The sequence below is a fragment of the Candidatus Formimonas warabiya genome (genome assembly GCF_002777255.1).
GTDB classification, from domain to species: Bacteria; Bacillota; Dehalobacteriia; order Dehalobacteriales; family Dehalobacteriaceae; genus Formimonas; species Formimonas warabiya.
The window spans coordinates 3,859,553-3,881,927 of the sequence record NZ_CP017634.1 but is presented as its reverse complement, the minus strand read 5'-3'; the positions used below and the strand labels follow the sequence as shown (position 1 = coordinate 3,881,927).

The 22,375-nt window shown below is 45.5% G+C and carries 27 protein-coding genes; 21 read left to right on the top strand and 6 right to left on the bottom strand.

Features of this window, described 5'->3' with window-relative positions; translation table 11 throughout:
* Positions 1-24 precede the first annotated feature (24 nt).
* Both DCMF_RS17640 and DCMF_RS17635 read left to right on the top strand, forming a co-directional pair.
* The gene (locus DCMF_RS17640) at positions 25-1,320 is read left to right on the top strand and encodes an aconitase X (protein WP_148135637.1); all 1,296 of its coding nucleotides are present in this window, start codon (positions 25-27) and stop codon (positions 1,318-1,320) included.
* The gene (locus tag DCMF_RS17635; RefSeq protein ID WP_148135636.1) at positions 1,308-1,733 is read left to right on the top strand and encodes an aconitase X swivel domain-containing protein; all 426 of its coding nucleotides are present in this window, start codon (positions 1,308-1,310) and stop codon (positions 1,731-1,733) included. Before DCMF_RS17640 ends, DCMF_RS17635 begins: the two co-directional genes overlap by 13 nt.
* A gap of 134 nt (positions 1,734-1,867) precedes the next feature.
* On the opposite strand, the gene DCMF_RS17630 is transcribed toward DCMF_RS17635, so the two are convergent.
* Positions 1,868-2,728: a YitT family protein gene (locus DCMF_RS17630; protein ID WP_148135635.1), complete on the bottom strand. Its 861-nt coding sequence runs from the start codon at positions 2,726-2,728 to the stop codon at positions 1,868-1,870.
* Between the two features lie 145 nt (positions 2,729-2,873).
* Between DCMF_RS17630 and DCMF_RS17625 the strand changes: the two genes are divergently transcribed.
* The 3 genes from DCMF_RS17625 to DCMF_RS17615 all read left to right on the top strand — a co-directional run bounded on the left by DCMF_RS17625 (position 2,874) and on the right by DCMF_RS17615 (position 6,217).
* Entirely contained in the window at positions 2,874-3,641 is a 768-nt protein-coding gene (locus DCMF_RS17625; protein WP_148135634.1) for a hypothetical protein, read from the top strand.
* Positions 3,642-3,885: 244 nt separating this feature from the next.
* Positions 3,886-5,646, top strand: a complete 1,761-nt coding sequence (gene iorA, locus DCMF_RS17620) for an indolepyruvate ferredoxin oxidoreductase subunit alpha (protein WP_148135633.1) — start codon at positions 3,886-3,888, stop codon at positions 5,644-5,646.
* Between the two features lies 1 nt (position 5,647).
* Positions 5,648-6,217 (top strand): indolepyruvate oxidoreductase subunit beta, encoded by a 570-nt coding sequence (locus DCMF_RS17615; RefSeq protein ID WP_148135632.1) that lies wholly within the window; start codon positions 5,648-5,650, stop codon positions 6,215-6,217.
* On the opposite strand, the gene DCMF_RS17610 is transcribed toward DCMF_RS17615, so the two are convergent.
* The 3 genes from DCMF_RS17610 to DCMF_RS17600 form a co-directional block, all read right to left on the bottom strand.
* A complete protein-coding gene (locus tag DCMF_RS17610; RefSeq protein ID WP_148135631.1) occupies positions 6,194-6,865 on the bottom strand; it encodes a YkgJ family cysteine cluster protein in 672 nt (223 codons plus the stop codon). The two genes, DCMF_RS17615 and DCMF_RS17610, sit on opposite strands and share 24 nt — an antisense overlap.
* 140 nt (positions 6,866-7,005) lie before the next feature.
* Positions 7,006-7,272, bottom strand: coding sequence for a DUF3243 family protein (locus DCMF_RS17605; protein ID WP_148135630.1), 267 nt, complete (start codon positions 7,270-7,272; stop codon positions 7,006-7,008).
* Positions 7,273-7,323: 51 nt separating this feature from the next.
* A complete protein-coding gene (locus DCMF_RS17600; RefSeq protein ID WP_148135629.1) occupies positions 7,324-7,596 on the bottom strand; it encodes a DUF3243 domain-containing protein in 273 nt (90 codons plus the stop codon).
* 250 nt (positions 7,597-7,846) lie between these two features.
* Between DCMF_RS17600 and DCMF_RS17595 the strand changes: the two genes are divergently transcribed.
* From DCMF_RS17595 to DCMF_RS17575, 5 genes are all read left to right on the top strand, one after another.
* A complete protein-coding gene (locus DCMF_RS17595) occupies positions 7,847-9,103 on the top strand; it encodes a sigma-70 family RNA polymerase sigma factor (protein WP_148135628.1) in 1,257 nt (418 codons plus the stop codon).
* Between the two features lie 209 nt (positions 9,104-9,312).
* Positions 9,313-9,774 (top strand): hypothetical protein, encoded by a 462-nt coding sequence (locus tag DCMF_RS17590; protein WP_148135627.1) that lies wholly within the window; start codon positions 9,313-9,315, stop codon positions 9,772-9,774.
* Between the two features lie 272 nt (positions 9,775-10,046).
* Positions 10,047-10,781 carry a hypothetical protein gene (locus tag DCMF_RS17585; protein WP_148135626.1) on the top strand — a complete coding sequence of 245 codons (735 nt, stop codon included), beginning with the start codon at positions 10,047-10,049 and terminating at the stop codon, positions 10,779-10,781.
* Positions 10,782-10,836: 55 nt separating this feature from the next.
* Positions 10,837-11,586 (top strand): hypothetical protein, encoded by a 750-nt coding sequence (locus tag DCMF_RS17580; protein WP_148135625.1) that lies wholly within the window; start codon positions 10,837-10,839, stop codon positions 11,584-11,586.
* A gap of 73 nt (positions 11,587-11,659) precedes the next feature.
* The gene (locus tag DCMF_RS17575) at positions 11,660-12,070 is read left to right on the top strand and encodes a hypothetical protein (RefSeq protein ID WP_148135624.1); all 411 of its coding nucleotides are present in this window, start codon (positions 11,660-11,662) and stop codon (positions 12,068-12,070) included.
* Positions 12,071-12,134: 64 nt separating this feature from the next.
* Here DCMF_RS17575 and DCMF_RS17570 read toward each other — a convergent pair whose 3' ends face one another.
* On the bottom strand, positions 12,135-13,031 hold the full coding sequence (locus tag DCMF_RS17570) for an ATP-binding protein (protein ID WP_236860052.1): 897 nt from the start codon (positions 13,029-13,031) through the stop codon (positions 12,135-12,137).
* A gap of 45 nt (positions 13,032-13,076) precedes the next feature.
* On the opposite strand from DCMF_RS17570, the gene DCMF_RS17565 reads away from it, so the two are divergent.
* The 8 genes from DCMF_RS17565 to DCMF_RS17530 all read left to right on the top strand — a co-directional run bounded on the left by DCMF_RS17565 (position 13,077) and on the right by DCMF_RS17530 (position 18,787).
* Positions 13,077-13,373, top strand: coding sequence for an ATP-binding protein (locus DCMF_RS17565; protein WP_236860346.1), 297 nt, complete (start codon positions 13,077-13,079; stop codon positions 13,371-13,373).
* Between the two features lie 228 nt (positions 13,374-13,601).
* Complete coding sequence (locus DCMF_RS17560) at positions 13,602-13,832, top strand: hypothetical protein (RefSeq protein WP_148135621.1); 231 nt, start codon at positions 13,602-13,604, stop codon at positions 13,830-13,832.
* 381 nt (positions 13,833-14,213) lie between these two features.
* Positions 14,214-15,674 (top strand): 4-hydroxyphenylacetate 3-hydroxylase N-terminal domain-containing protein, encoded by a 1,461-nt coding sequence (locus DCMF_RS17555; RefSeq protein WP_148135620.1) that lies wholly within the window; start codon positions 14,214-14,216, stop codon positions 15,672-15,674.
* A 21-nt stretch (positions 15,675-15,695) separates the two neighbouring features.
* Positions 15,696-16,001 (top strand): hypothetical protein, encoded by a 306-nt coding sequence (locus tag DCMF_RS17550; protein WP_214658700.1) that lies wholly within the window; start codon positions 15,696-15,698, stop codon positions 15,999-16,001.
* A gap of 34 nt (positions 16,002-16,035) precedes the next feature.
* The gene (locus tag DCMF_RS17545) at positions 16,036-16,581 is read left to right on the top strand and encodes a pyruvate ferredoxin oxidoreductase subunit gamma (protein ID WP_148135618.1); all 546 of its coding nucleotides are present in this window, start codon (positions 16,036-16,038) and stop codon (positions 16,579-16,581) included.
* A 1-nt stretch (position 16,582) separates the two neighbouring features.
* Entirely contained in the window at positions 16,583-16,864 is a 282-nt protein-coding gene (locus tag DCMF_RS17540; RefSeq protein WP_148135617.1) for a 4Fe-4S binding protein, read from the top strand.
* A gap of 4 nt (positions 16,865-16,868) precedes the next feature.
* Positions 16,869-18,053, top strand: coding sequence for a pyruvate ferredoxin oxidoreductase (porA, locus tag DCMF_RS17535; protein ID WP_148135616.1), 1,185 nt, complete (start codon positions 16,869-16,871; stop codon positions 18,051-18,053).
* Entirely contained in the window at positions 18,050-18,787 is a 738-nt protein-coding gene (locus DCMF_RS17530) for a thiamine pyrophosphate-dependent enzyme (RefSeq protein WP_148135615.1), read from the top strand. Before porA ends, DCMF_RS17530 begins: the two co-directional genes overlap by 4 nt.
* On the opposite strand, the gene DCMF_RS17525 is transcribed toward DCMF_RS17530, so the two are convergent.
* A complete protein-coding gene (locus DCMF_RS17525; RefSeq protein ID WP_236860051.1) occupies positions 18,773-20,227 on the bottom strand; it encodes an IS1182 family transposase in 1,455 nt (484 codons plus the stop codon). The genes DCMF_RS17530 and DCMF_RS17525 overlap by 15 nt on opposite strands.
* A 115-nt stretch (positions 20,228-20,342) precedes the next feature.
* Here DCMF_RS17525 and DCMF_RS17520 point away from each other — a divergent pair, with 115 nt between their 5' ends.
* The 3 genes from DCMF_RS17520 to DCMF_RS17510 all read left to right on the top strand — a co-directional run bounded on the left by DCMF_RS17520 (position 20,343) and on the right by DCMF_RS17510 (position 22,362).
* On the top strand, positions 20,343-20,636 hold the full coding sequence (locus tag DCMF_RS17520) for a hypothetical protein (protein WP_148135614.1): 294 nt from the start codon (positions 20,343-20,345) through the stop codon (positions 20,634-20,636).
* 104 nt (positions 20,637-20,740) lie between these two features.
* Positions 20,741-21,601, top strand: coding sequence for a 3-hydroxybutyryl-CoA dehydrogenase (locus DCMF_RS17515; RefSeq protein ID WP_148135613.1), 861 nt, complete (start codon positions 20,741-20,743; stop codon positions 21,599-21,601).
* On the top strand, positions 21,598-22,362 hold the full coding sequence (locus tag DCMF_RS17510) for an enoyl-CoA hydratase-related protein (protein ID WP_148135612.1): 765 nt from the start codon (positions 21,598-21,600) through the stop codon (positions 22,360-22,362). The genes DCMF_RS17515 and DCMF_RS17510 overlap by 4 nt, the downstream gene beginning before the upstream one ends.
* The last annotated feature ends 13 nt before the right edge of the window (positions 22,363-22,375 follow it).

Here is a 22,375-nt window from a genome sequence, read left to right as displayed (position 1 = left end):
TATGGAGAGGAAGGTGAAATTCCCGTGGTCAAGCTCACAGCATACGAGCAGAAAATGTTTCAGGGAGAGATGGGGGAATTTAAACAAAAAGCATTAGAGTTTATTGTAAAATATGCCCATGTTTTAGGGGCGGAAGAGTTATGTGAAATCACAAGAGCAACCTTATTTATTGGCGCCCAGCATTACCTGGATTGTTTTGAAACAGATGATTATGAAGAGATTTTCTCCCAGTTTTATCTGAGCAGTGATAAAAAAATTAAAATGGGCAGGTTTTCGGATAACTGTGTCTGCCAGACCTGTGCCGCCGCATGTGATTTATCTGATTATGTAACCACTCATTTATCGAAAGAATTTTTTGATCGGGACAGAAGGTTTTTAGAAATCACAAAACAAGCGGGCGTGAATATCGTTAATTCCTGCACCCCTTATTATGTGGGATGGATCCCGCTCATGGGCGAACATTTTGTTACCACAGAATCCAGCAATACCTTAATGAGCAATTCTCTCTTCGGCGCTTACGGCAACTCGGACGGCATTGAGGCCGCCGTATGTTCGGCGATCTGCGGCAGATCTCCTTTGTGGGGAAATCATCTCAAGGAAAACAGGTATGGTACGGTTGTTTTTAATATTCAATGCAAATCAGATACCGTCTATGACTGGGATCTTATTGGTTATACAGTAGGCCGGTATCTGCCCTTTAGTGAGAAGCCCATTATCAGCGGCAATTTCAAAAGACCCAATATCAATAAAATGAGGCAGCTTTTTTCCGCCCTGGCCACTACCAGCGCCGCTGAAATTTGCCATGTGGTGGGCATTACTCCGGAGGCCCACACTTTGGACATGGCCTTAGGGGGAAAACCTCCTAAAAAAATCATCAACATTACGGAGGCCCAGTACAAAGAATCTGAAAAAATGATCTGTGACCCGGGAAGCGGAGAAATCGATTATGTGAATATCGGCTGCCCCCACCTGGCCTTAGATGAGCTGAGGGATGTGGCCTTTTATCTGGAGGGGAAAAAGGTTAAGGACCAGGTGGAATTCTTAGTCTGGACGGACTACGCCACGAAAGCCATGTCCGATGCGAACGGATATACCAAGATGATTGAGGAGGCCGGCGCCCATGTCTTGACAGGCAGCTGTCCGGTAGTGATGAAAGAAGAGAGCCATAAACATGCCAAAGCAATGGTGATGAACGGGGCAAAACAAGCCCATGCCATTAAGGCGCAGACCAAGGCCAAGGTCTATTTCGGTGATATTTATCAATGCATGGATGCTGCCGTCAGGGGCAGATGGGAGGAGGGAGAAGGATGGAGAAAATAATCATTAAAGGCCGGCCGGCCATGGGCGGCATTGTTGAAGCGCCCGCCCTTGTATTTCCGGACAGTCTGGCGGGAAATTCGGGCTCATTGCAGGATAAAACAGGCATTATTATGGAAAAGGGGAATCCGAACAGAGGATTAAGTATCAAAGGCAGTATTTTAGTATTGCCTTGTGCCAAGGGGTCCAATGGTTTTTCCGCCCATTTTAAGGCGGCTAAAATTTCGGGAGTATGTCCCGCCGGTTGGGTCATCACCAAAGTAGATTCCCGGCTGGGGGTGGCCGTTGCCTCCTTAGATGTCCCCGCTGTAGCAGATTTTGAAGAAGTGGATCCTGTTCAGGTCATTAAAACCGGTGACTGGGTAAAAATAGACGGCGATACGGGGCTGGTAGAAATAACAAGAAACCCGTTGTGAAGGAGAAATCCTTCCCTTATCCACGAACCCTGGCAAACGGTTAACCGGTGTCCCATCTGATACCAATAGATAGCAAAATCGAAAAATAAAAAATCAGGGAGGAGGCGGAATGCCACCCTGATTTTTTTCGCAAATTAGGTGCGATCCTTCTTCCAGAGGAAAGAGTGCTCGGTAAAACGGCCCAATACTTCCGACGTTTCAGAGATCGTCATAAAGGCGCTTTTATCTACGGCCGTAATGATTTCTTTTAACCGGGCCAGTTCAAACTGGTTCACCACACAGAAAATCACATCTTTTTCCGTATTTTCGAAGCCGCCGGCGCCATGCATCAGGGTCACACCCCGGTGCAACTGGAACATAATAGCGTCTTTGATTTCCCGTGATTTATCGGACACAATCATGGCCGTACGTTTTTTGTTCAGACCTTCCTGGACCACGTCTACGGCCTGACCGCCGACCAGAAAGCTGATCACCGTGTACATGGCCGGCTCGATGCCAAAAACGATGGCGGCCAAACTGATCACGATCAGGTTGGCGATGGAGGAGACTGTGCCAATACTAATCCCCAGTCTTTTTCTTAAAACGATGGCGATCACATCTACTCCTCCGGAAGAACCGTATTGGCGAATCACAATACCTGCCCCCACACCGGTCAAAATACCCCCGAAAATACTGGCCAGGAGGGGGTCATTTCTGTAGGGCTCTACCAGGTACATAAAATTAAGAAAAAAGGATTGGAGAAATACGGCAATGATGGTATAAATAATAAAACGTCTACTCAGTTCTTTTCTGGCCCAAAATAAAATAGGTATGTTGTATAATAGAATCATCAGACCGACAGGCCAGCCGGTAAAATGGTTGGTCAGAATGGCTAAGCCGGAAACTCCTCCGGCCAGCAGTTCATTGGGGATGATAAATACGCCATAGGAAAGGGCAATCAGTAAAGAACCGAATGTGATCAATACAACATCAATAAAACTTTGTTTACTGCTCAAAATAATCACTATCCTTTTTTCCGGAGTCCCCTTTATAATAAGAATAAAAGGGAATTTTTTCAAGACATTTGCGGTCAGATTTTTGCTTATTTTATTTATGTCCCAAAAATATTTTTTAATTACGAGGAGAAATAGGATGTTTCCCTTGACGCATACGTTAGTGGCCCAAACATTGCTGGGGAATGCTCATCCCCGGATTATTCTGGGCGGAATATTCCCCGACCTGGGCACGGCGATTGGACTGAACCGGGATGTGACCCATGCAATGGGGCGGGATTTTTATCAGTTCTGCCGGGAAGGGAACCCAGAGTTTCTGGATTTTGCCCAGGCAGTGATCTCCCATGGGTCCGATCCCAGGGGACTGGATTATTATGCCGACCAGAGTTTTGCCGGAAAGGACACGGGATACTGTTTTCAAAGGGCAGTTCCCTTAGTGGACAAGGTGGTAGCAGCTTGCGGAATCCCGCCTGATATGGGTTTGTGGAAAGCGCACAATTTTATTGAGATGGCCTATGAAGTAATCGCCGTGGAAAAGCACCCCCATCTAACGGAGTCCGTTTTCCAGGCCCTGAGCGATGATCAAACTGTGCACCGGTGCTCCCAGGTACTGGCCCGTTATTTTGGCCTGGATACGGGTAAGATTGAAATGACCTTTCGCCAAATGCCCCACTTCTTCTGCCTTTCCCAGGTCACGCCTCTCCATTTGGCGGAAAAATATGCTGTGCAATTGGAAAAACGTCATCAGGTGCACACCGCGGATATTGCTGCGATGACCGGCGTGATTCAAGAAGCAAGGGAACAGGTTGAGGAAGAATTCCCTTTATTTATAAATGGTTCTCTCACCCTGATTTCCCCTGTCATCACACAATTTCCCCGCTGTCAGGATGAGGGGAAAATTGATCAGGGAAAATAGCATAGGGATCTTTCTGAAAGAATTTTTACCCCTAATTGCAACAATATTCCTGAGGGAAAATTTTTCGGGAGGCAGGATCTTGGCGATCAATCCCGAATTTTGTTTCATTTAGACACTTTTTTATAGAAGCATAAATTAGGGCATCCCTCGGTGTGTCCCCTGACATAAATTGGGGACATTCCTCCGACGGAAAAGGAATCCCCGAAATAGAGGTGTGTCCCCTAACATTTAAAGGAGGAGAAAGATGAAGACAATCATGACCGGTAACGAGGCCATTGCCCGGGGCGCTTACGAGGCCGGGTGTACCGTTGCGGCGGCGTATCCCGGGACTCCAAGCACGGAAATCCTGGAAAACATGGCTCAGTATAAAGAAATTTATTCTGAGTGGGCTCCTAATGAGAAAGTTGCCGTAGAGGTAGTCTGCGGCGCATCCATCGGGGGGGCCAGATCATTGGCTGCCATGAAGCATGTGGGACTCAATGTAGCTGCCGATCCCCTGTTTACCATCGCTTATGAAGGGGTGAACGGGGGGCTGGTGATCGTTACTGCGGATGATCCCGGCATGCACAGTTCCCAAAATGAACAGGACAACCGGCTCTACGCCCCTTTTGCCAAAGTGGCGATGATCGAGCCTTCAGACAGCCAGGAATGTAAGGATTTTGTAAAACAGGCCTTTGAAATCAGTGAAAAATTTGACACCCCTGTTCTGTTCCGGGTATCGACGCGGATCTGCCACAGTAAAGGCCTGGTTGAATTAGGGGAAAGAATGGAAGTGGGAGTCAAGGAATATCAGAAAAATATCAAAAAGTATGTGATGATTCCCGCCCACTCCCGGATTAAGCATCATGAAGTAGAGGACAGGCTGGCTCGCATGCAGGAATATGCCAACCGTTCCCCCTTAAACAGAATCGAATGGGGCAAGAAAAAAATCGGCATTATTACCAGCGGAATCTCCTACCAGCATGCCAAAGAAGTTTTCGGGGAAAAAGCGTCCTATTTAAAAATTGGTTTTACCTTTCCCTTGCCGGACAAGATGATCAGGAAATTTGCCAAAGTGGTTGATAAGCTTTATGTGATTGAAGAAAATGAACCTTATTTAGAAAATTATGTGCGCATGCTGGGGATTGACTGTATCGGCAAAGAGTTCATTCCCCGTTGTGAGGAACTCAGTCCCCAGATTATTCGCCGGGCCTTACTGCCCTCAGAAAATAAAGAAGTTTATGAAGTGGATATTCAGGCGCCTTCCCGGCCTCCTGTGCTCTGCCCCGGTTGTCCCCACAGGGGTATCTATTACGCTGTGAGCAAATATAAGGATGTCGTGGCTACCGGAGATATCGGCTGTTACACCTTGGGCATGATGCCGCCGTTAAATGTGACGGATGTTGTCATCTGTATGGGGGCAGGCATTTCCGCCGGGCTGGGCTTCCAGCGGGCCGCCATGAAAGCGGGCCGAAAGGAAAAAATATTTGGCTTTATCGGGGATTCTACCTTCTTCCACTCCGGGATTACCGGGTTGATCGACGCGGTCTATAATAATACGCCTATGGTGGTGGTGATTCTGGACAACAGCATTACTGCCATGACCGGCCATCAGGAAAACCCCGGCACCGGGAAAACTTTGATGGGAGAACCCGCCCCTGTAGTGGATATTGAAGCTCTCGTGAAGGCGGTAGGCATTAAAGCAGAAAATATCCGGGTGGTTGACCCTTACCAGCTGGAGGCTACCCAAAAAGCGGTGAAAGAGGCTTATGACGCGACAGAGCCTTTTGTGATCATTACCAAGCAGCCCTGTGTTTTGATCAAAGAGGTACAAAAAAGAAGGGCCCATTTGTCCTGCCGCATTGATCAGGAGAAATGTACAAAATGCCGGGCCTGCATCAAGACCGGCTGTCCGGCCATCGCATTTAAGCAGGGCCAGGTAGAAATAGAGCGGGATATGTGTAACGGTTGTGCTCTTTGCCTGCAGGTATGTAAATTTGGTGCCATTGAAAAGGTGGGTGAATAAGATGACCAAAAGCATTTTGTTTGTGGGCGTAGGCGGACAAGGGATTATCCTGGCGTCCAAAATACTAACGGAAGGGTTATTGAAACTCGGATTCGATGTCAAGATGTCCGAAATCCACGGCATGGCACAACGGGGCGGCAGCGTCACCACCCAGGTTCGGTACGGTAAAAAGGTTTATTCCCCCTGCATCGGCAAAGGGGAAGCCGATATTCTCATTGCCTTTGAAAAGGTTGAGGCCGTGCGGTGGCTGCATCAATTAAAGCCGGGAGGAACCCTGCTGGTGAATGATTATGAAATTTATTCCCTGCCTGTTCTGATGGGGCAGGAAAGTTACCCGGACCAGATTGTGGAGCGGCTTCAGGAAAAGGTGAAAAATGTAAAAGCCTTCAAAGCGGCACAGATGGCAGAGGATTTGGGAAATATTAAGGCTCAGAACATTATTCTTTTAGGGGCATTAATCAAGGCCTTGGATTTGGACGGGGTAGATTGGTTTGAGATCTTAAAAGAGCAGATTCCCCCCAAACTCCATGCTTTAAATATACAGGCTTTAGAAGCCGGGATGAACGTATAATTGTTTCCACAGTTTTTCCGGGACCACATTTTTAATCTTTACTTCCGTGTAAGCCTGTTTTTCGGAAAAAGGTGTGGCAGGATAATCTGTTAACGAGGGAGAGGCGCCGTGATCACCATGGATCACTGGGGTCTCTCTTTTTTCTTGGGCTTCTCTCAGGTAGCGGTGTACCAGGTCGTCCTCCCCAATATTCAACAAGATGTCCCGCAGTTGGCCGGCCCGTTCCCCATGAGGCAGACAGATAAAGGTTTGGCAGACGAAGGAACGCGACGGATGGAGCCGGCAGATTTTTTCATCCGGGTCCAAAAAAACACAGGCCCCGTTTTTTTCCTGCTTGAGCATAATATCCACCACCGGCCCCTTGCCCCAGACATGACAAAATTGATGGATGAAAGACGTTAACGGAGAGGCATTGCCGGGAAGCCGGCTGGTAATTTCAGGCTGGGCTAAATATTTTACCACATCGAGAGAGGTAAGAGGAATGCGCTCCCAACAACAGCCGTCACATCCCCGGCAACTAGCCACATGGGTCTCTTGAAACAGGTTTAAGGCGTCGAGATAGTCCTGTACAGTTGCTTCCGGGTCTAAAATTTCTAAATCATAACCTACGGCATCATCAAAATGGGCTAAAAAGACGTTGATTTTCATGGATGCTTCCTTTCGTAATTCCTCGAGATGCAAGGAGCCGGTTTTTAGATTTCCCTAGTTACTTCTCTTGCTTTCAATATTTTCCTGCCTGGGACAAACGGTTTCTCAGGGAAAAAATAAGAAGCGCAGGTTGTGCGCTTCTATGACGATTTTGCTATTTTCATCATTAAGTTGGTTAACGTTTGTTGTTCGTGGGGATCGGCAATTTGCCACAACTCTTTCAGGGCCTTGTTTTCCGGTAAATCAGGATTGATGTTTTGGGATAAGTAGCTGCCGAATTTCTGGGCCACAGAAGCTATCTCCTGTTCAGACATGCCCAATTCTTTAGCCACTTCCATGCCCCGTCCCAGAGAACGTTTATAGTTATCCCAGGAAGAGGTATCCAACTTGTTTAATATTTCGTGCATATAAATTCTCCTTTTCTTCTTGGTACGGCTAGGCCTCTATAGGAACCTTGGTTAATGTTCGCTGTTTCTGGCCAGCTTAATCATTAAGCCGGCAATGGTTTTTTGTTCCTCGGGAGAGGCAGCCTGCCAAAGATCTTTTAGTGCCCTGTTTTCAGGAATATCAGGGGAAATATTGTTTGCCAGAAAACTGCCGAATTGCTGCGCAAATTGAGAAATCTGATCTTCCGATATCCCCATGTCATTGGCAACTTCCATAGCTTCTCCCAAAGAACGCTTATAGCTTTCCCAGGAAGAAGTATCCAGCCTGTTTAAGATTTGTTGCATTTGTACTCGCCTCCCTTTTTTTAACGTACTGATAGTATCTCACAGAATAAAAGTTAAAATGCATGGAAGGCATAAATTTTTTGGATTTATAAAAATGGATAATTGTCAACTAAGACCATAGATGGAAATAAACATAAAAATATGATAATATTACATAAAAAGCCAGATTTCTTATCCTAGTAATGGCGACGAAAAATTTGTAAATTTTCTTTTTGCATACTTGAGGAAAGCCATAAAGAAAGGGACAATCATGTTGATTTATTTGATGGCTATCGAAAGTCAAAGTGAACGCGACAAAGTGGAACAAATTTACATACAATACAAGCAGCTCATGTATTATGTAGCTTACTCTGTTTTACAAGACAGACAATTCGCCGAAGATGCCGTGCATGAGTCATTTCTTAAAATTATTGTCTGTTTGGATAAATTTTCGGATATATCCTGTAACAAATCGAAGGGTTTAATCGTTATTATCACAAGAAATACTTCCCTTGATATCCTAAGAAAAAGCAAAAAAATTGCTCAAATTGCTCTTGATGATGTGGCGTATACGTTAGAAAGTAATGAGTCATCTCCAGCGGATTTTGTTACGGCCGCTGATGGGTACAAGCTACTTTTGCAGTGCATCTCACATCTGGATCACAAATATACCGATGCACTGTATCTCAAATATGTATATAATTATGACGATAAAGAAATAGCTAAAATTCTTCATATCACCGACGATCATGTACGGGTGCGGTTACATCGCGCCAAAAAAAGCTGCGGGAAATATTGGGGAAGGAGGGGCTGTACCATGAATAAAGAACAACAACAGGAAAAATTGTTTGATGCTATGCTGGCCATTGCGTTAGAAGAAGATTTTGAAAAAAGAATGGAGCAGCTGCCTTCGGAAGAGGAACTGGCAAAAATCCACCCAGTGTCGCTGGAATTGACTGCAAGAATGGAAAAAACGATCAAAAATTACCGGCATAAAACGAGAATCAGGCAAATGACACGCTTTGGAGGGAAAATCGCCGCTGTTGTTGCTATTTTATTGGTTGGATCCTTTGGTGTGTTAATGAGCGTAGAGGCATCCCGGGTTCAGGTATTAAATACCATTATGGAATACCAAAAGGAATTTATCCGGTTTAGTTTTAAGGAGGAAAATACTGATTTTCAAAAATCTCCCTACCGGTTGGGATATATTCCTGATGGCTTTAAGGAAAAAGAAACCAGGAAAGCAGGGGCAGGCTTTACCACAAAATATCTAAACAGCCAGGGAAATGAGATCATATTTGACCAAACTCCCTTAAAGGAAAGCGGTTCAATGGCAGTAGACAACGAAAATACTAATTTTATGAAAATAGATATTGGAGGATATCCTGCTTATTTATTCGAAGGAAAAACTAAAGCGGACAGGACGATCATCATTTGGCGAAACAGTGTATATCATTTTGAGCTTATTTCCTACCTTGATAAAAATGAGTTGCTAAAAATTGCGGAAAGTGTGGCCGTAAATAAGTGAAAAACAGATATAAAAAGCCCCGTAATATTTTCTTAACTTGAAAATATTACGGGGCTTTTTATATCTCAACTTCGGTCAAGTGGGTATTTGTTAAATTAATAAAAAATTTTGTTAATAAATTTTGTTTTTTTTGTAACAAATTACCTTACCCTATCGTTTTTATTATAAATGATTCAATATCGGGATATTAAAAAAGGAGGTGAGCCAAAATGAAAGCAAAGAAACTATTTTCCCTGTTGGCAGCAGTGATCATGTGTGTATCTGTGAGTGCGGGGGCACGGGCTGCAGACACTGGGGTGATGCAGGAAAATCAAAACGTTTTTAGGGCGATTTCGAACCAAATCATTACACCATATTGGCAAAACACGGACAGTATAAAAGCAGAGCTATCTTTTTCCGGAGCCGAAGCAAATGCTTATGCACGTGTTTTAGGTAAAGTGGGTGTAACCAAAATCACTGCTACGGTGACACTGCAACGGAAAAGCACGTCAGGTACATTAACAACCGTTAAAACATGGAGTGGCTTAGAGGAAATGGGAAATGAATTAGTATGTAACGAGAGCTACTACGTTACCAGGGGGTATACTTACAGGCTGACCATTAGCGCTAAAGTTTATAAAGGCGCTGATTATGAATCTGTCAGTGTCTACGATGAAAATTATTGTGAATAAATTTGATCTTTATTAAAAAATCTCCTAAATTCGGGGAGTACGAAGGCGTATTATTTGAAGGCATCCATGGATTTACAGTTGGAGGTGATTAGAATGCCGTTTATCTGAGGAAGGGAAATTAGTTCATAATGGACTAAAGAAGGCATGAGGCTCTTTCAACCATACTGTAAGCATAGTTCAGGAAAAAGGAAATAAATTTTAAATTTACAGTAAAATAAATTATTTCAATGGTGCCCACATTTTACAAATATTTACTTAGGAGGTAGTAGTATATGAAAAAGATTACGATTGTTTTTTCGTTAATTTGTATCCTAATACTATGTACTGTTGCAGTTTATGCAAAGGAAGCTCCAAAAGATAATGATGTCACATTGATTAACAATGCCGAAATAACTGATGTAGACCAGCTTTTCTTACGGGCAAAAAATGGCATAACTGACTGTGATGTTAAACCATTTATAAAAAATGAAAAGGCATTTTTACGATCCCAAGGGGATTCTAAAGAACTGCAGACATACTCGACTGCTCAAGTGCTTAAGGAAACAAAAAAACAAAATGGCAGTACTGAAAAGACTATTGCAGTGACTACATTTGTAATTGTTCCCCTAGGAGGTGGTAGTTATAACGATGAGAAACCTGATTCGACTGGCGCTGTGGTAGCATATTCAACACGTTACTGGTCTACAATTACGGATTCTGTTAATAACACCTGTTATTTGTTAACAAGAGCTAGCGGTGGTTGGAGAATAGAGGATGCTCAAGTTTCTCTTTCTAGTAGGAAGGTTATTTATAATTGCAATGGAGCAGGTGCAGATGGTGGACCTGCTGTTACAACCCAACACGTCACTAAAACTCCAACAAGTAACACATTCTCCTACAGTACAGGTTTTACAAAATATGTTTGTCATGGATTCGATCTTGGTTTTAGTGTTGGTGTTTCTACCGAAGTTAAATTAACCAGAGGAACAGCAAATTGGTATTTGTTTTTCGATAACTTTATTTCATAAGGACTGGTGCTAAGCAAGTAAAAATGTTAATATAATTAACTAAGGGAGGACGAATATGAAAAAGTTAACTTTTCTAATTTCGTTAGTTTGTTTATTAATGCTGTTTACTGGTGCCGTTTATGCAATGGACACCCCAAAAAGCAATGATCTGGTAGTGATTGAAAAAGCTGAAATAACTGATATTAATCAACTTCTCTCACGGGCAAAAAACGGTAAAAGTGATTTAAATGTTCAACCATTTATAAAAAAACAAAATGTATTTTTAGAATCCCATGGTAATTCTAAAAAACTGGAATCATTCACCACTGCCCAAGTACTTAAGGAAATAAAGAAAAAGGATGGCAGTACGGAAAAGACAGTAGCAGTGACCACCTTTGTAGAAATTAAAAGTAGTGATTTTTCGATTCAAGGAACGGGTCATTATGATGATGAGGACGGGGATAGTACAGGTTCTGTACTGGCATATTCAACAGTTTATTGGAACACAGTAACAGATAGTTTAGATAACACCGGTTATTTATTAACAAAAGTTAATGGCGGATGGCAAATACAGGATGCTCAGGTTTCTCTTTCTAATAGGACGGTACAATATTATTGTAGTGGAATGACTATAGATAGTGGACCTTCTGTTAAGCAAAAATACACTCAAACTCCCACAGCTAATGCATACGCCTACAATACCGGTTTTACAAAATATGTAGTAAAATGGCAGGGTTCTGCGAGTATTGGCATGACTTCTACAGTTAAATTAACTAGAGGAACAGCTAATTGGAACTTCAGTTTCACTAATGACCACATAGAATAATTACAATTGTTAATTGCATAAAGTAGGGTTTCTACGAAATGTTGTAGAAACCCTACTTTTGGGAGGTAATGTAATGGAAAAGAAATATTTACATATTCTAATTCATGTACTTTTGCTAATTCTTTTTTTTCACATGATAATGATTATTTCACCCATAGTTAAAAAATTATTTTATATAAATATTATTTGGACCATGATCTACCCTTTCTTGTTAGGACTTTATTTATCATATCCCAATATTCTGGATCTTTTTAATAGAAAAGAAAAACTTATTGTGAACATTCCTAATCTTGGTTTAGCAGCATTTTCATTATTAATAGTTTTATTTACTATATTGTATTTTCTCACCGACGCACCCGCTATTGTATTTATTTTTGGGTTAATCCGTAGGTGTATAGGGGATAACGTTACGTATTTCTCCTTGTTATTAGGATATTTTTTGCCCAAAGCATTTTACCCAGCTCAAAGATCTGAAGAGAAATGATGAAAAATATTAAGGAAGTGAGTCAGGGTGAGTCAGGGGACGGTTCTCTGCCCCACCCTGCCAATCAATATTCATCCATCAGCAGAAAATCTGCAAGGTTTTTATGCTTGATGCCCTCTATGTTATCCTGCCAAAAATCTTCCATTGTAATAACATACTTTGGGTAATGGTCTCTAACTCCAAGCAGCGCTCCAAATTCTTTTTCTATTGTTGCCTCTTCCGATAATTTATAGGCGACTTGAACATAAATCTTTTGATCTTTTTTTTCTGCGACAAAGTCAATTTCCTTATCGTCAAACTTTCCTACATATACCTGATATCCTTTGCGTTTGAGCTCCAAAAAGACAATGTTTTCAAGAATGCCCGATATATCTCTATCCTTATAGCCCATCACAGCATATTTCAATCCCTGATCGCCAATAAAGTATTTCTCATTGGTTCGCAAAACCTCTTTGCCCCTTAAATCATATCTTGGGACACGATAGATAATAAATGCAGCTTCAAGAGCATCCAGATAGTTATAAACTGTTTCAATATCAATCTTTCTCTGTTGATTTTTAAAATAATCTGCTACCTTTTTTGCAGAAAACATATTTCCGATATTCTCAAACACATATTTTACAACCTTTTCCAACAACTCAATATTCCGGATACGATGGCGTTGGACAATATCTCGCAGTGTAGCGGAAGCATAAATATCATTAATGATTTTATATGCATCTTCATAAGAATAGTTTGCTGTATGAATAACAGGGAATCCGCCAAGCCGGAGATACCGGATAAATTCCTTTTGAATGTCTGTAGGTTCTGTTCCGGTAAGTATTTTTTTAAACTCCAGGTTTTCTTTAAAGGATAAAGGCGTCACATTGATTTTAATATATCTTCCGGCAATATAAGTAGCAAGCTCGGAGGACAATAGCTTTGAATTTGAACCGGTAATATAAATGTCGGCAGTGAACACTATTTAGAACAACTAAGGACATTTATTGATAAGCCTTTGATCAAAGTGTTGACCGGCATTAGAAGAAGCGGTAAATCAGCAATTTTACTGATGCTGAAAGAAGAATTGAGACAACGCGGAATCAGCGATGAGAACATCCTCTATATTAACTTTGAGTCTATGGAATACACTGAGATAGATAATGCTAAAAGTCTATACGCTTTTGTAAAATCAAAAATCAGTAAAAACCTTAAATATTATTTTTTATTTGATGAAATTCAAGAAGTCAAGAACTGGGAAAAAGCAATTAATTCCTTTATGGTGGATTATAAATGTAGAGTGAGTCAAGGAACCGTCCCCTGACTCATCGAAAGGGAACTTTTTTGAAAAACAATCTGTCTAATAAATGAAATGATGGAGGATACTGTTAAAAACAGGGAGGGTAAATTAAAACTTTTTTTACGGGTTGCTTGGATTCTAGCCATAATCATAGCGTTTTCAAGGCAAGGTTTCGCTGAAGAAGATGGGAATTCAAGATTTTTCGAGTGAGTCAGGGAACCGTCCCCTGACTCACTCGTTGAGGTGGAAGTAGTGGATGAGGTGGGAATCCATTATGCAAGATCCCATTGGGCCCAGTATGAATCAGAAAATGATTGGGTAGATTTTGGCACAGAGGGAGATTTTTTCCCTTATGAAAAGATGGATCATCCGCTAAAAATATTTATCAAAGACAAAAGGGACGATCAGACGATCGAGTTTTCCGTCCAACCCCATTTTATAAAAAAGTCATATAGCTTTTTTCACCAGCCACCCAGAATTTGATAAAATTTCAGAAGAAAAACTTTAGCTCTGTTGCCGTAAAAGAACTGCTACATAAATTGAATGAGCGATGCTCCTAGCAAGCCTGCCCTTAATATGTTGGGGCAGGTTTTTTTTGTTAACCCCAGCGATTTTCCCACCTTTTTACTGCCTTCCCGACCATGACCACTGATAGGAATTATGCTTAATTTCAAAAGTGAAAAGGGATTCCAAAAATGCAATCAGGAAAATAGTGATTTCACTCATGTGCTCTTTCAAAAATGAAATAGGATTGCGGAAAAATGACTCCAAAAGGCGTAAAAACCGGCTAGAATCCTTGGCAAAGGAATTGCAATGTCCTAAAAACAAGTCACAAAACATTTTAGACAAAGGAGGACGTACGCAATGCCTTTAATGACTGGAAGGCAGTATCTGGAAAGCATCCCAAAAATGCACACCAGGGTGTATATCAGGGGGGAATTGGTGCCAAACCTGGTGGAGCATCCTGAGCTCCGGCCCACTTTTAACGCCATCGCGCTATCCTATGACCTGGCTCATGAGCCGGAAAACGAAAGCACCTATACGTGCAGGTCCCATTTTGATGGACAAAAAATCAATATGTTCACCAATATTCATACGGAACCTGACGATCTGGTGCGCCGTGTCCAGCAGCTTAAAAATCTTACCCCCCGGCACGGCGGTTGTGTCGGCGCCCGCTGTGTCGGGTCCGATGCCATTAACGCCATCTATGCCACCACCTACGACATGGATATGAAGAATGGCACCACTTATCATCAAAGAGTTCAGAAATGGCTCAAGGAGGTCCAGGAAAAGGACCTGGCGGTAAGCGGCATGGTCACTGACGCCAAAGGGGACCGCCGGCTGGGGCCCAGCAAGCAGCCGGATCCAGATGTTTATCTTCATGTGGTCCGGGAAACGCCGGAGGGAATCATCGTCAAAGGCGCCAAGGCCCATCAGTCCGGGGCCCTGCATGCCCATGAGAATTTGATCCTGCCTACGGAAGCCATGACTCCTGACGATAAGGCTTATGCCCTGGCTTTTGCCATTCCTGCCGACGCCGCAGGAATTACCCATATTTTTGAATCTCCGGCTTGTACCCTGAGAAGATCCCTGGAAAATTCAGATATCGATGTGGGGAACTACAAATATGGGGTTCATGGTGCTTCCCTGGTGGTTTTTGACAATGTCTTCGTACCCTGGGACAGGGTTTTCATGTACGGGGAAACGGAATTTGCCGGTCCCCTGGTAGGGCTTTTCGCCAATTACCACAGGCTGGCCTTCTGCGGGTGCAAATCCGGCCACTGCGACCTGATTCTGGGGGCGCTCCAGGTGTCCGTCGAGTATGCCGGCCTGGCCAAAACGGAGCATGTCAAGGAAAAGATGACCGACATCATGTTTAACTCGGAATTGTCTTACGGATGTGCCATCGGGGCGGCCCGTTTTGGCTCCCGCACGCCGGCCGGGGTATTCCAGCCGGAAACCAGCCTGGTCAACGCCGCCAAGCTCCAGGGCGGCAAGGCCGTGTGCATCGCCGCGCAACAGGCCTATGATATTGCCGGAGGGCTGCTCTGTACAATGCCAAGCGAGAAGGACCTAAAGAGCCCGGTGATTGGTGCCTATGTGAACAAATACTTTGCCGGAGTGGAAGGTGTCAAAACAGAAAACCGCATCAGAATCACCCGCCTGATCGAGTATCTCTCCGGGCAGTCTTCCGTGATCCCGGCGGAATCGGTTCTGGGCGGGGGAGCTCCCGAGACCCAGCGCGTGATGATCCGGGCGATGTTCCGGCGTAAATCCAAGCAGCTTATGGCGCGGGCGAAAGAATTGGCGGGAATCAACGAATAAAGGTCTATGAAAAGGGTTTTTGTGGCTTTTTGTGGGGGTTGTAAACCTGAGATTGACAGAAGGGACCTTTTACAAAAGGTGAAAGACCTGCTGCCGGACCATATTTTTCAATTTTCCCTGGACGGGGACGACCCTGTAGCCTGTTTATTGATCCTGAACGGATGTCCGACGGCATGCCGGACGAGCGATTTTTCCCAGCATAAAAACCGGATTTCCGTACGGGGCGAGATCATTGGTGACAGGGCGGTAAGGGAGGAAAGACTCAGCCGGGAGGTGGCCGATCAGATTATCCTTTTTGGCGCAGGCTCCCGGACAGGATCTCCCTAAATTTAGCAAAAGAAAACTTTCAGGAGGTCGACAGATGAAAGAGATAAGAATACATGGCAGAGGAGGACAGGGCGGCGTAACGGCGGCGGGAATTATCGGCGGCGCGGCTGTGAAAGAAGGCAAATATGCCCAGGCTTTCCCCGCTTTCGGCGCAGAACGGCGCGGTGCCCCGGTGCTGTCCTTTACCAGAATCAGTGACACACCAATCAGGAACAGGAGCCAGGTTTATCACCCGGATATTGTAATCGTTTTTGATGAGGGGCTCTTAACCACGGTTGACGTCTCCGCAGGCATCAAGGAGAATGGCATGATTATCATCAACACGGAAAAGAAGCCGGAAGATTTTGCCTTCAAGAACCCGGCCCAGGTGGTAACGGTAGACGCCACCAGCATTTCTCTCAATGCCCTGGGCCGGCCCATTGTCAATACGACCATTCTGGGAACCCTTTGTGCCGCCACTGATGTGATTCAATTAGCATTTCTCAAAGATGCGGTGAAAGAGCAGTTTGGCGGGTCATTAGGGGAGAAGAACGTGAAGGCCTTGGAAGAAGCATACAAACAGTACAAAGGGGGTGCCTGAAATGGGGTTTATTCCCAATCCAAGCAAATTAGGCGATCTTCCGGCAGGGGCAGCTTTCGAAGGCGGCCACCCCACAACCCAAACCGGCAACTGGCGGGTTTTCCAGCCTGTTTTGGACAAGGAAAAATGTAAAAATTGCCTGCTGTGCTGGGTGTTTTGCCCGGAGGGTATGATCAAAAGACAGGAAAAGTGCGTGGAAATCAGCTATGACTTCTGCAAGGGATGCGGGATTTGCGCCAATGAATGTCCCAGCAAAGCTATAGCCATGGCAAAGGAGGGATAAGAGGATGGGAAAAAGATTATTTTTAAACGGAAATTATGCGGTCGCATACGGTGTAAAGCTGGCCCGGGCCCAGGTTGTGGCAGCTTATCCCATCACCCCGCAGACCAAGATTGTGGAACAAATCAGTGAATTCATCAGCAATGGCGAGATGGATGCGGAGTTTGTCAAGGTTGAATCGGAGCATACGGCCATGACCGCCTGCTACACTGCGTCCTGTGCGGGGGCCAGGGTCTTTACGGCCACCTCCTCTCAGGGACTTTTATACATGTACGAAATGATGCAGTTTACCAGTGGCGCCAGAAGGCCTGTGGTCATGGCCAATGCCAACCGGGCCATCAGCGCCCCCTGGACGATTTGGCTGGACCATCAGGACTGCATGTCCACCCGGGATGCAGGCTGGATGCAGATCCATGTGGAAAGTGCTCAGGAAGCCCTGGATACCACCATCCAGTGCTTTAAGGTAGCGGAAAATCAGGATATTCTCACGCCGGTCATGGTTTGCCTGGATGCCTTCGTGCTTTCCCATACCGATGAAGTTGTCGAGTTGCCTGAGCAGAGCGCCATCGACGCCTTTCTGCCTCCCTTCAGGCTGGCGGACGCAGTGGACGTGAACCACCCCATTACCGTCTCGGCCGGGATGGCGCCAAACCTGTACATGGAAATGCGATACCTGCAGGAACAGGCGATTCAAAAGGCCAAGGATGAATGGAACAAGGCGGATGCGGAATATGGCCGACTGGTAGGGCGGAGCTATGGCGGCGTAGTGGAGAACTACCAATGCGCCGATGCCGACGCCGTGCTTGTGACCATGGGTTCTTTGAGCAGCACGGCCAAAGAGGTGGTCGACAACTTGCGCGCACAAGGGCACAAGGTAGGGCTGGCCAAAATCAGACTTTACCGGCCGTTTCCCCAAAAAGAACTGTGCGAGACCTTGAAAGGCGCCCGGGCGATCGGGGTGATCGACCGGAGCAACTCTTTCGGCTTTGAGGGGCCCCTTTTCTCTGATGTGAAAGCAGCCCTCTACAACAACAGAATCAATCCTCCGGCCGTCAACTATATCGCCGGACTTGGGGGGAGAGACGTGACAGCCGACGACCTGGATAAAATCTATCGGCAACTGCTGGATATCGGCAATACAGGCCAAGGGAACCAGGCCGTTGAGTACATTGGGTTGAGGTGGTACGAATGATGAGATTGCAGGATGTAACACAAGAAGAGCTTCTGTATGGCACTATGGCCTGTGCCGGCTGTGGAGGAATTATCGCCCTTAGGATGGCCTTAAAGGTTTTGGGCAAAAACACCGTGATGGTGCTGCCGGCCGGCTGCATGATGGCGGTATCCGGCTTTTTTCCCCAGATGGCAGTAAATATTCCGTTGGTATCAACGGCTTTTCCCTGTACGGCTTCGGCAGTTTCCGGATTGGTTGCCGCACTGAAGGTTCAGGGCAAGGAAGATATCACCGTCTTAGGCGTAGCCGGGGACGGGGGCACCGCAGACATTGGGATTCAGGCCCTGTCCGGCGCGGTGGAAAGAGGAGAAAATTTTGTTTATATCTGCTATGACAATGAGGCTTATATGAATACCGGCGGTCAGAGAAGCAGCGAAACGCCCTACGGAGCCAGAACAACAACCACTCCGGTGGGGCGCAATCAGATGTGGGAAGATAAGCCCAAGAAAGACCTAGTTAGGATCATGGCGGCCCACAATATTCCCTATGCCGCCCGGGCCAGCATCTCCCACCCCAGAGAGTACATGGAAAATATCCGCAAAGCCAAGGAAATCAAGGGCACTGAAAAATCCCCGTTTTTAGAGACGGGGATTTCTCAGTGCATAAATATGCGTTGTAATTTTCGTAGGAATAAGCGGAAAATTTGTTGGGTTTCGCTTGAAATAAAAAAGCAGCCCCAATCAGGCCGGATTTAGTGCGGAAAGCTTAACTATCCGCTTCACATTTACCACAAACGCTGTAAAATACGTTTGTAATCGCATGGCGTCAAGCCCCACGGAATCGGCTTTGCCAAGACCGTGCGCCACTTTCATTTCACCGTTTTTTTCTTCAATACGGTGCCGGATTTTCAGCCGTTCACGGAAGTATTCACCGGCTTCAAATTCAAGTCTTAGGCGGTTTTTCTCGTTCGGCTGCGTGATGCTGTAACTCCGTTCTTTCGCTTTTGATTTCCCAACACGGCACTGCTCCCATAGCGGGCATTTTCGGCACTTGACTTTGCTAAACACATATCTCAAATAGGTATTCCCATTCTCTGCGGCCCTTTTTTCAACACGCATAGCCAATTCCCCTGCCGGACATTGTAACAATCCGGCATCTTTGTTGAAAGAAAAACCTTCATCCAGCGACGAGGCGGCAGCAGCCGCCACAGCGGAATTCGTTTTAGCGAAAAGCATCACGCCGTCTTCTTCGCAAGTATCAAGGTTATCTTCGCTGACATACGCCATGTCGCCAATAATTTCCTTAACCTCAACACCATTGTTTTGGGATTTTTCAAGTAGTGCCGGAAGTTGCTTGCAATCCGCTTCTCCACCGTGTGTGACTTCAATGCCTGTTATGATCCGCTCTTCGCTCATAGCCAGATGGCTTTTATAACCGAAAAATGTACTGGTTGCCGTTTTGTGCCCAAAGCGGGCATCCTCATCGTTTTTGGAACGTATTTCACGAATACGCTGTGTGTCCAGCAATTCCTTAATGCGCTCATACAGTTCAATCAGCGAAATTTTCTCGCTTTGCAGTATGTCCTCTTTGACATTTTCAAGCAAGTGGTATGTATATTCGATTTCCTCCGCCAATTCTGCGGTTTCGCTTGGCTTTTCCGGAAACTTTTCGGAAAGCTCTATCATCTCACGGTAAATCTTTCTGCGGAATTGTTTGCTAAGTTCTCTCAGTACCTGTGTGACCGTTTTGGGCCGTGCCGCCGAGTTTGTATGGGTAGAATCCACTATGATCGCTGTGGATTTGATGATTCCTTTTTCTATCCCTTGCCGTATGGTTTCTCTTAGCATATCTTCCAAAATATCTTCTGTAATGCGGGTCTTGCGAAATTTTGTGAGCAAACTTGGATCTATCATTTCAGCTTCTGGGTCTAAATCCAGAAAGTATTTGTATGCCATGTCGGTCTGCGCGCCACTTATTAGCTTTTCGTCAGACAAATCGTACATTTTTTTCAAAAACATCAGCTTGAACATCATCTCCGGCTCCTTAGCCGGGCGCCCGAAGTTTTCACAATACTGTTTCCGCAACATGGGATTCACAAAGCTGAAATCTATATGCTCTTTGATTTTTCGCAACAGGTGTTCTTGGGGAACCACGATATCATAAAGCCCTTGATATGGTGACAAGGACAATTGCATTTGACTGTTGTCCCTCAGCATTCTCTCCCGCTCCCATCCATCCTTTCTTTCTATGCATAATTATACCAAAAATATATGAAAAAATCCATCCCGCTTATGCGAATGGACTTTTTCAGTGCCCTTGGAAATCAAAGGACCTGCTTTTATCCATGTGCTGGCTCCCTGCCCCTCGGGCTGGGGTACCGACACGGCAAAAACAGTGGAAATGGCCCGGATGGCGGTGGAAAGCGGCGTATGGGAACTGGCGGAATACGAGAACGGCACATATAAAGTATCCAAAGTGATCAAGAACAGAAAACCGGTCCAGGAATATCTCAAGGGTCAGGGGCGCTACCGGCACCTGCCGGAACAGGAAATTGAAAAACTGCAAAAACAGGTGGACGACCACTGGGCCAACATTACGAACTAAACAAAACAATTAGAGAAGATAAGAAAGTGCCGATACCCGGGGTTCCGGAGCCGGCACAAAATTGAACCATAGGAGATGATGGTACCTGAAAGGAGGAATTTTCCATGTGTGTCAAGATAATGGTAATCGGCGCCGGTCAAATGGGTAGCGGGATTGCCCAGGTTTTTGCCCAGAATGGATATCAAGTCTTGCTTAACGATATCAGCACGGAGTACCTGGATAAGTCCATCAGCAATATCACGGGCAGGTTAAAAAAACTGGTGGAAAAAGAAAAGATGACGGCAGAAACCATGGCGGAAATCCTGCATCATCTGGAGCCGACCCTGGATCTCACCAGAGCAGGAGAAGCCGCCTTGGTGATGGAAGCCGCTACTGAGAACATGGAAATTAAAAAGAAGATCTTTGGGAAGGTGGAGCCCTATCTTGCGCCGGAAGCCATACTGGCCACAAACACCTCGTCGATTCCCATTACGGAGTTGGCCAGCTGCACGAAACGGCCGGAAAAAGTGATTGGCATGCATTTTATGAATCCTGTGCCGGTGATGAAACTGGTAGAAATTATCAAGGCGCTGCAAACTTCAGAGGAAACCTATCAGATGGTGTATGATATCACCGTGAAGCTGGGGAAAGTTCCCGTGGTGGTTCAGGATAGCCCCGGATTTGCCCTTAACCGCATCCTGATTCCCATGATTAATGAAGCGGTCTATTCGGTATATGAAAGTGTAGCCGACGTGAAAGCCATCGACAGCGTAATGAAATTTGGCGCCAATCATCCCATGGGACCTCTGGCCCTGGCCGATTTGATCGGCTTGGATACCTGTTTAGCGATCATGGAGATTCTTCATGAACAGCTGGGCGACGACAAGTATCGCCCCTGTCCTCTGCTGTGTTCTTATGTGCGGGCCGGCTGGCTGGGCGTCAAGTCCGGCAGGGGATTTTACAGCTACCAGGAGGGGACGAAGTGAACAATATTCTAATTGAAATCAAAGATGGAACAGGGATTCTGACCATTCACCGTCCCCACGCCCTGAATGCGTTGAACCGGCAAACGCTGGAGGAATTAAAAATGGCCCTTGTTGAGCTCCGAAGCAATGAGCAGGTACAGGTGATCATTATTACCGGGTCCGGGGACAAGGCCTTTGTGGCCGGGGCCGATATCAGAGAAATGGAGGGGATGACCCCGGAAGAAGCGAAAAGATTTGCTCTTTTGGGCGATGAGGTATTTACCATGGTGGAGACCACCGATAAACCGGTGATTGCCGCGGTCAATGGTTTTGCCCTGGGCGGAGGGTGCGAGCTTGCCCTGGCCTGTGATATCAGGTATGCCGCGGAGCATGCCAGGTTTGGCCAGCCTGAAGTGGGACTGGGCATTACCCCGGGTTTTGGGGGGACCCAAAGACTGCCCCGCCTGGTGGGGAAAGGCCTGGGTTTGGAGCTTTTGTTAAGCGGCGGGACCATCCCTGCGGAAGAGGCCTGGCGCATTGGCCTGGTCAATAAAGTTGTGCCCTATGTGCTGGAAGAGGCGGAAAAATTGGCCCAATGCATCTGCACGAAGAGTCCCTTTGCCGTAAAACAGACCAAACAACTGGTGGTCCATGGATTAAATATGGATATGGCGCGGGCTTTACGCTTCGAAGCGGAAGGTTTCGGCCTGTGCTTTTCCAGCGGGGAGCAAAAGGAAGGCATGAAGGCCTTCGGGGAAAAAAGGGTGCCCAGTTTTAAGTGAAGCCGAAAGAAAA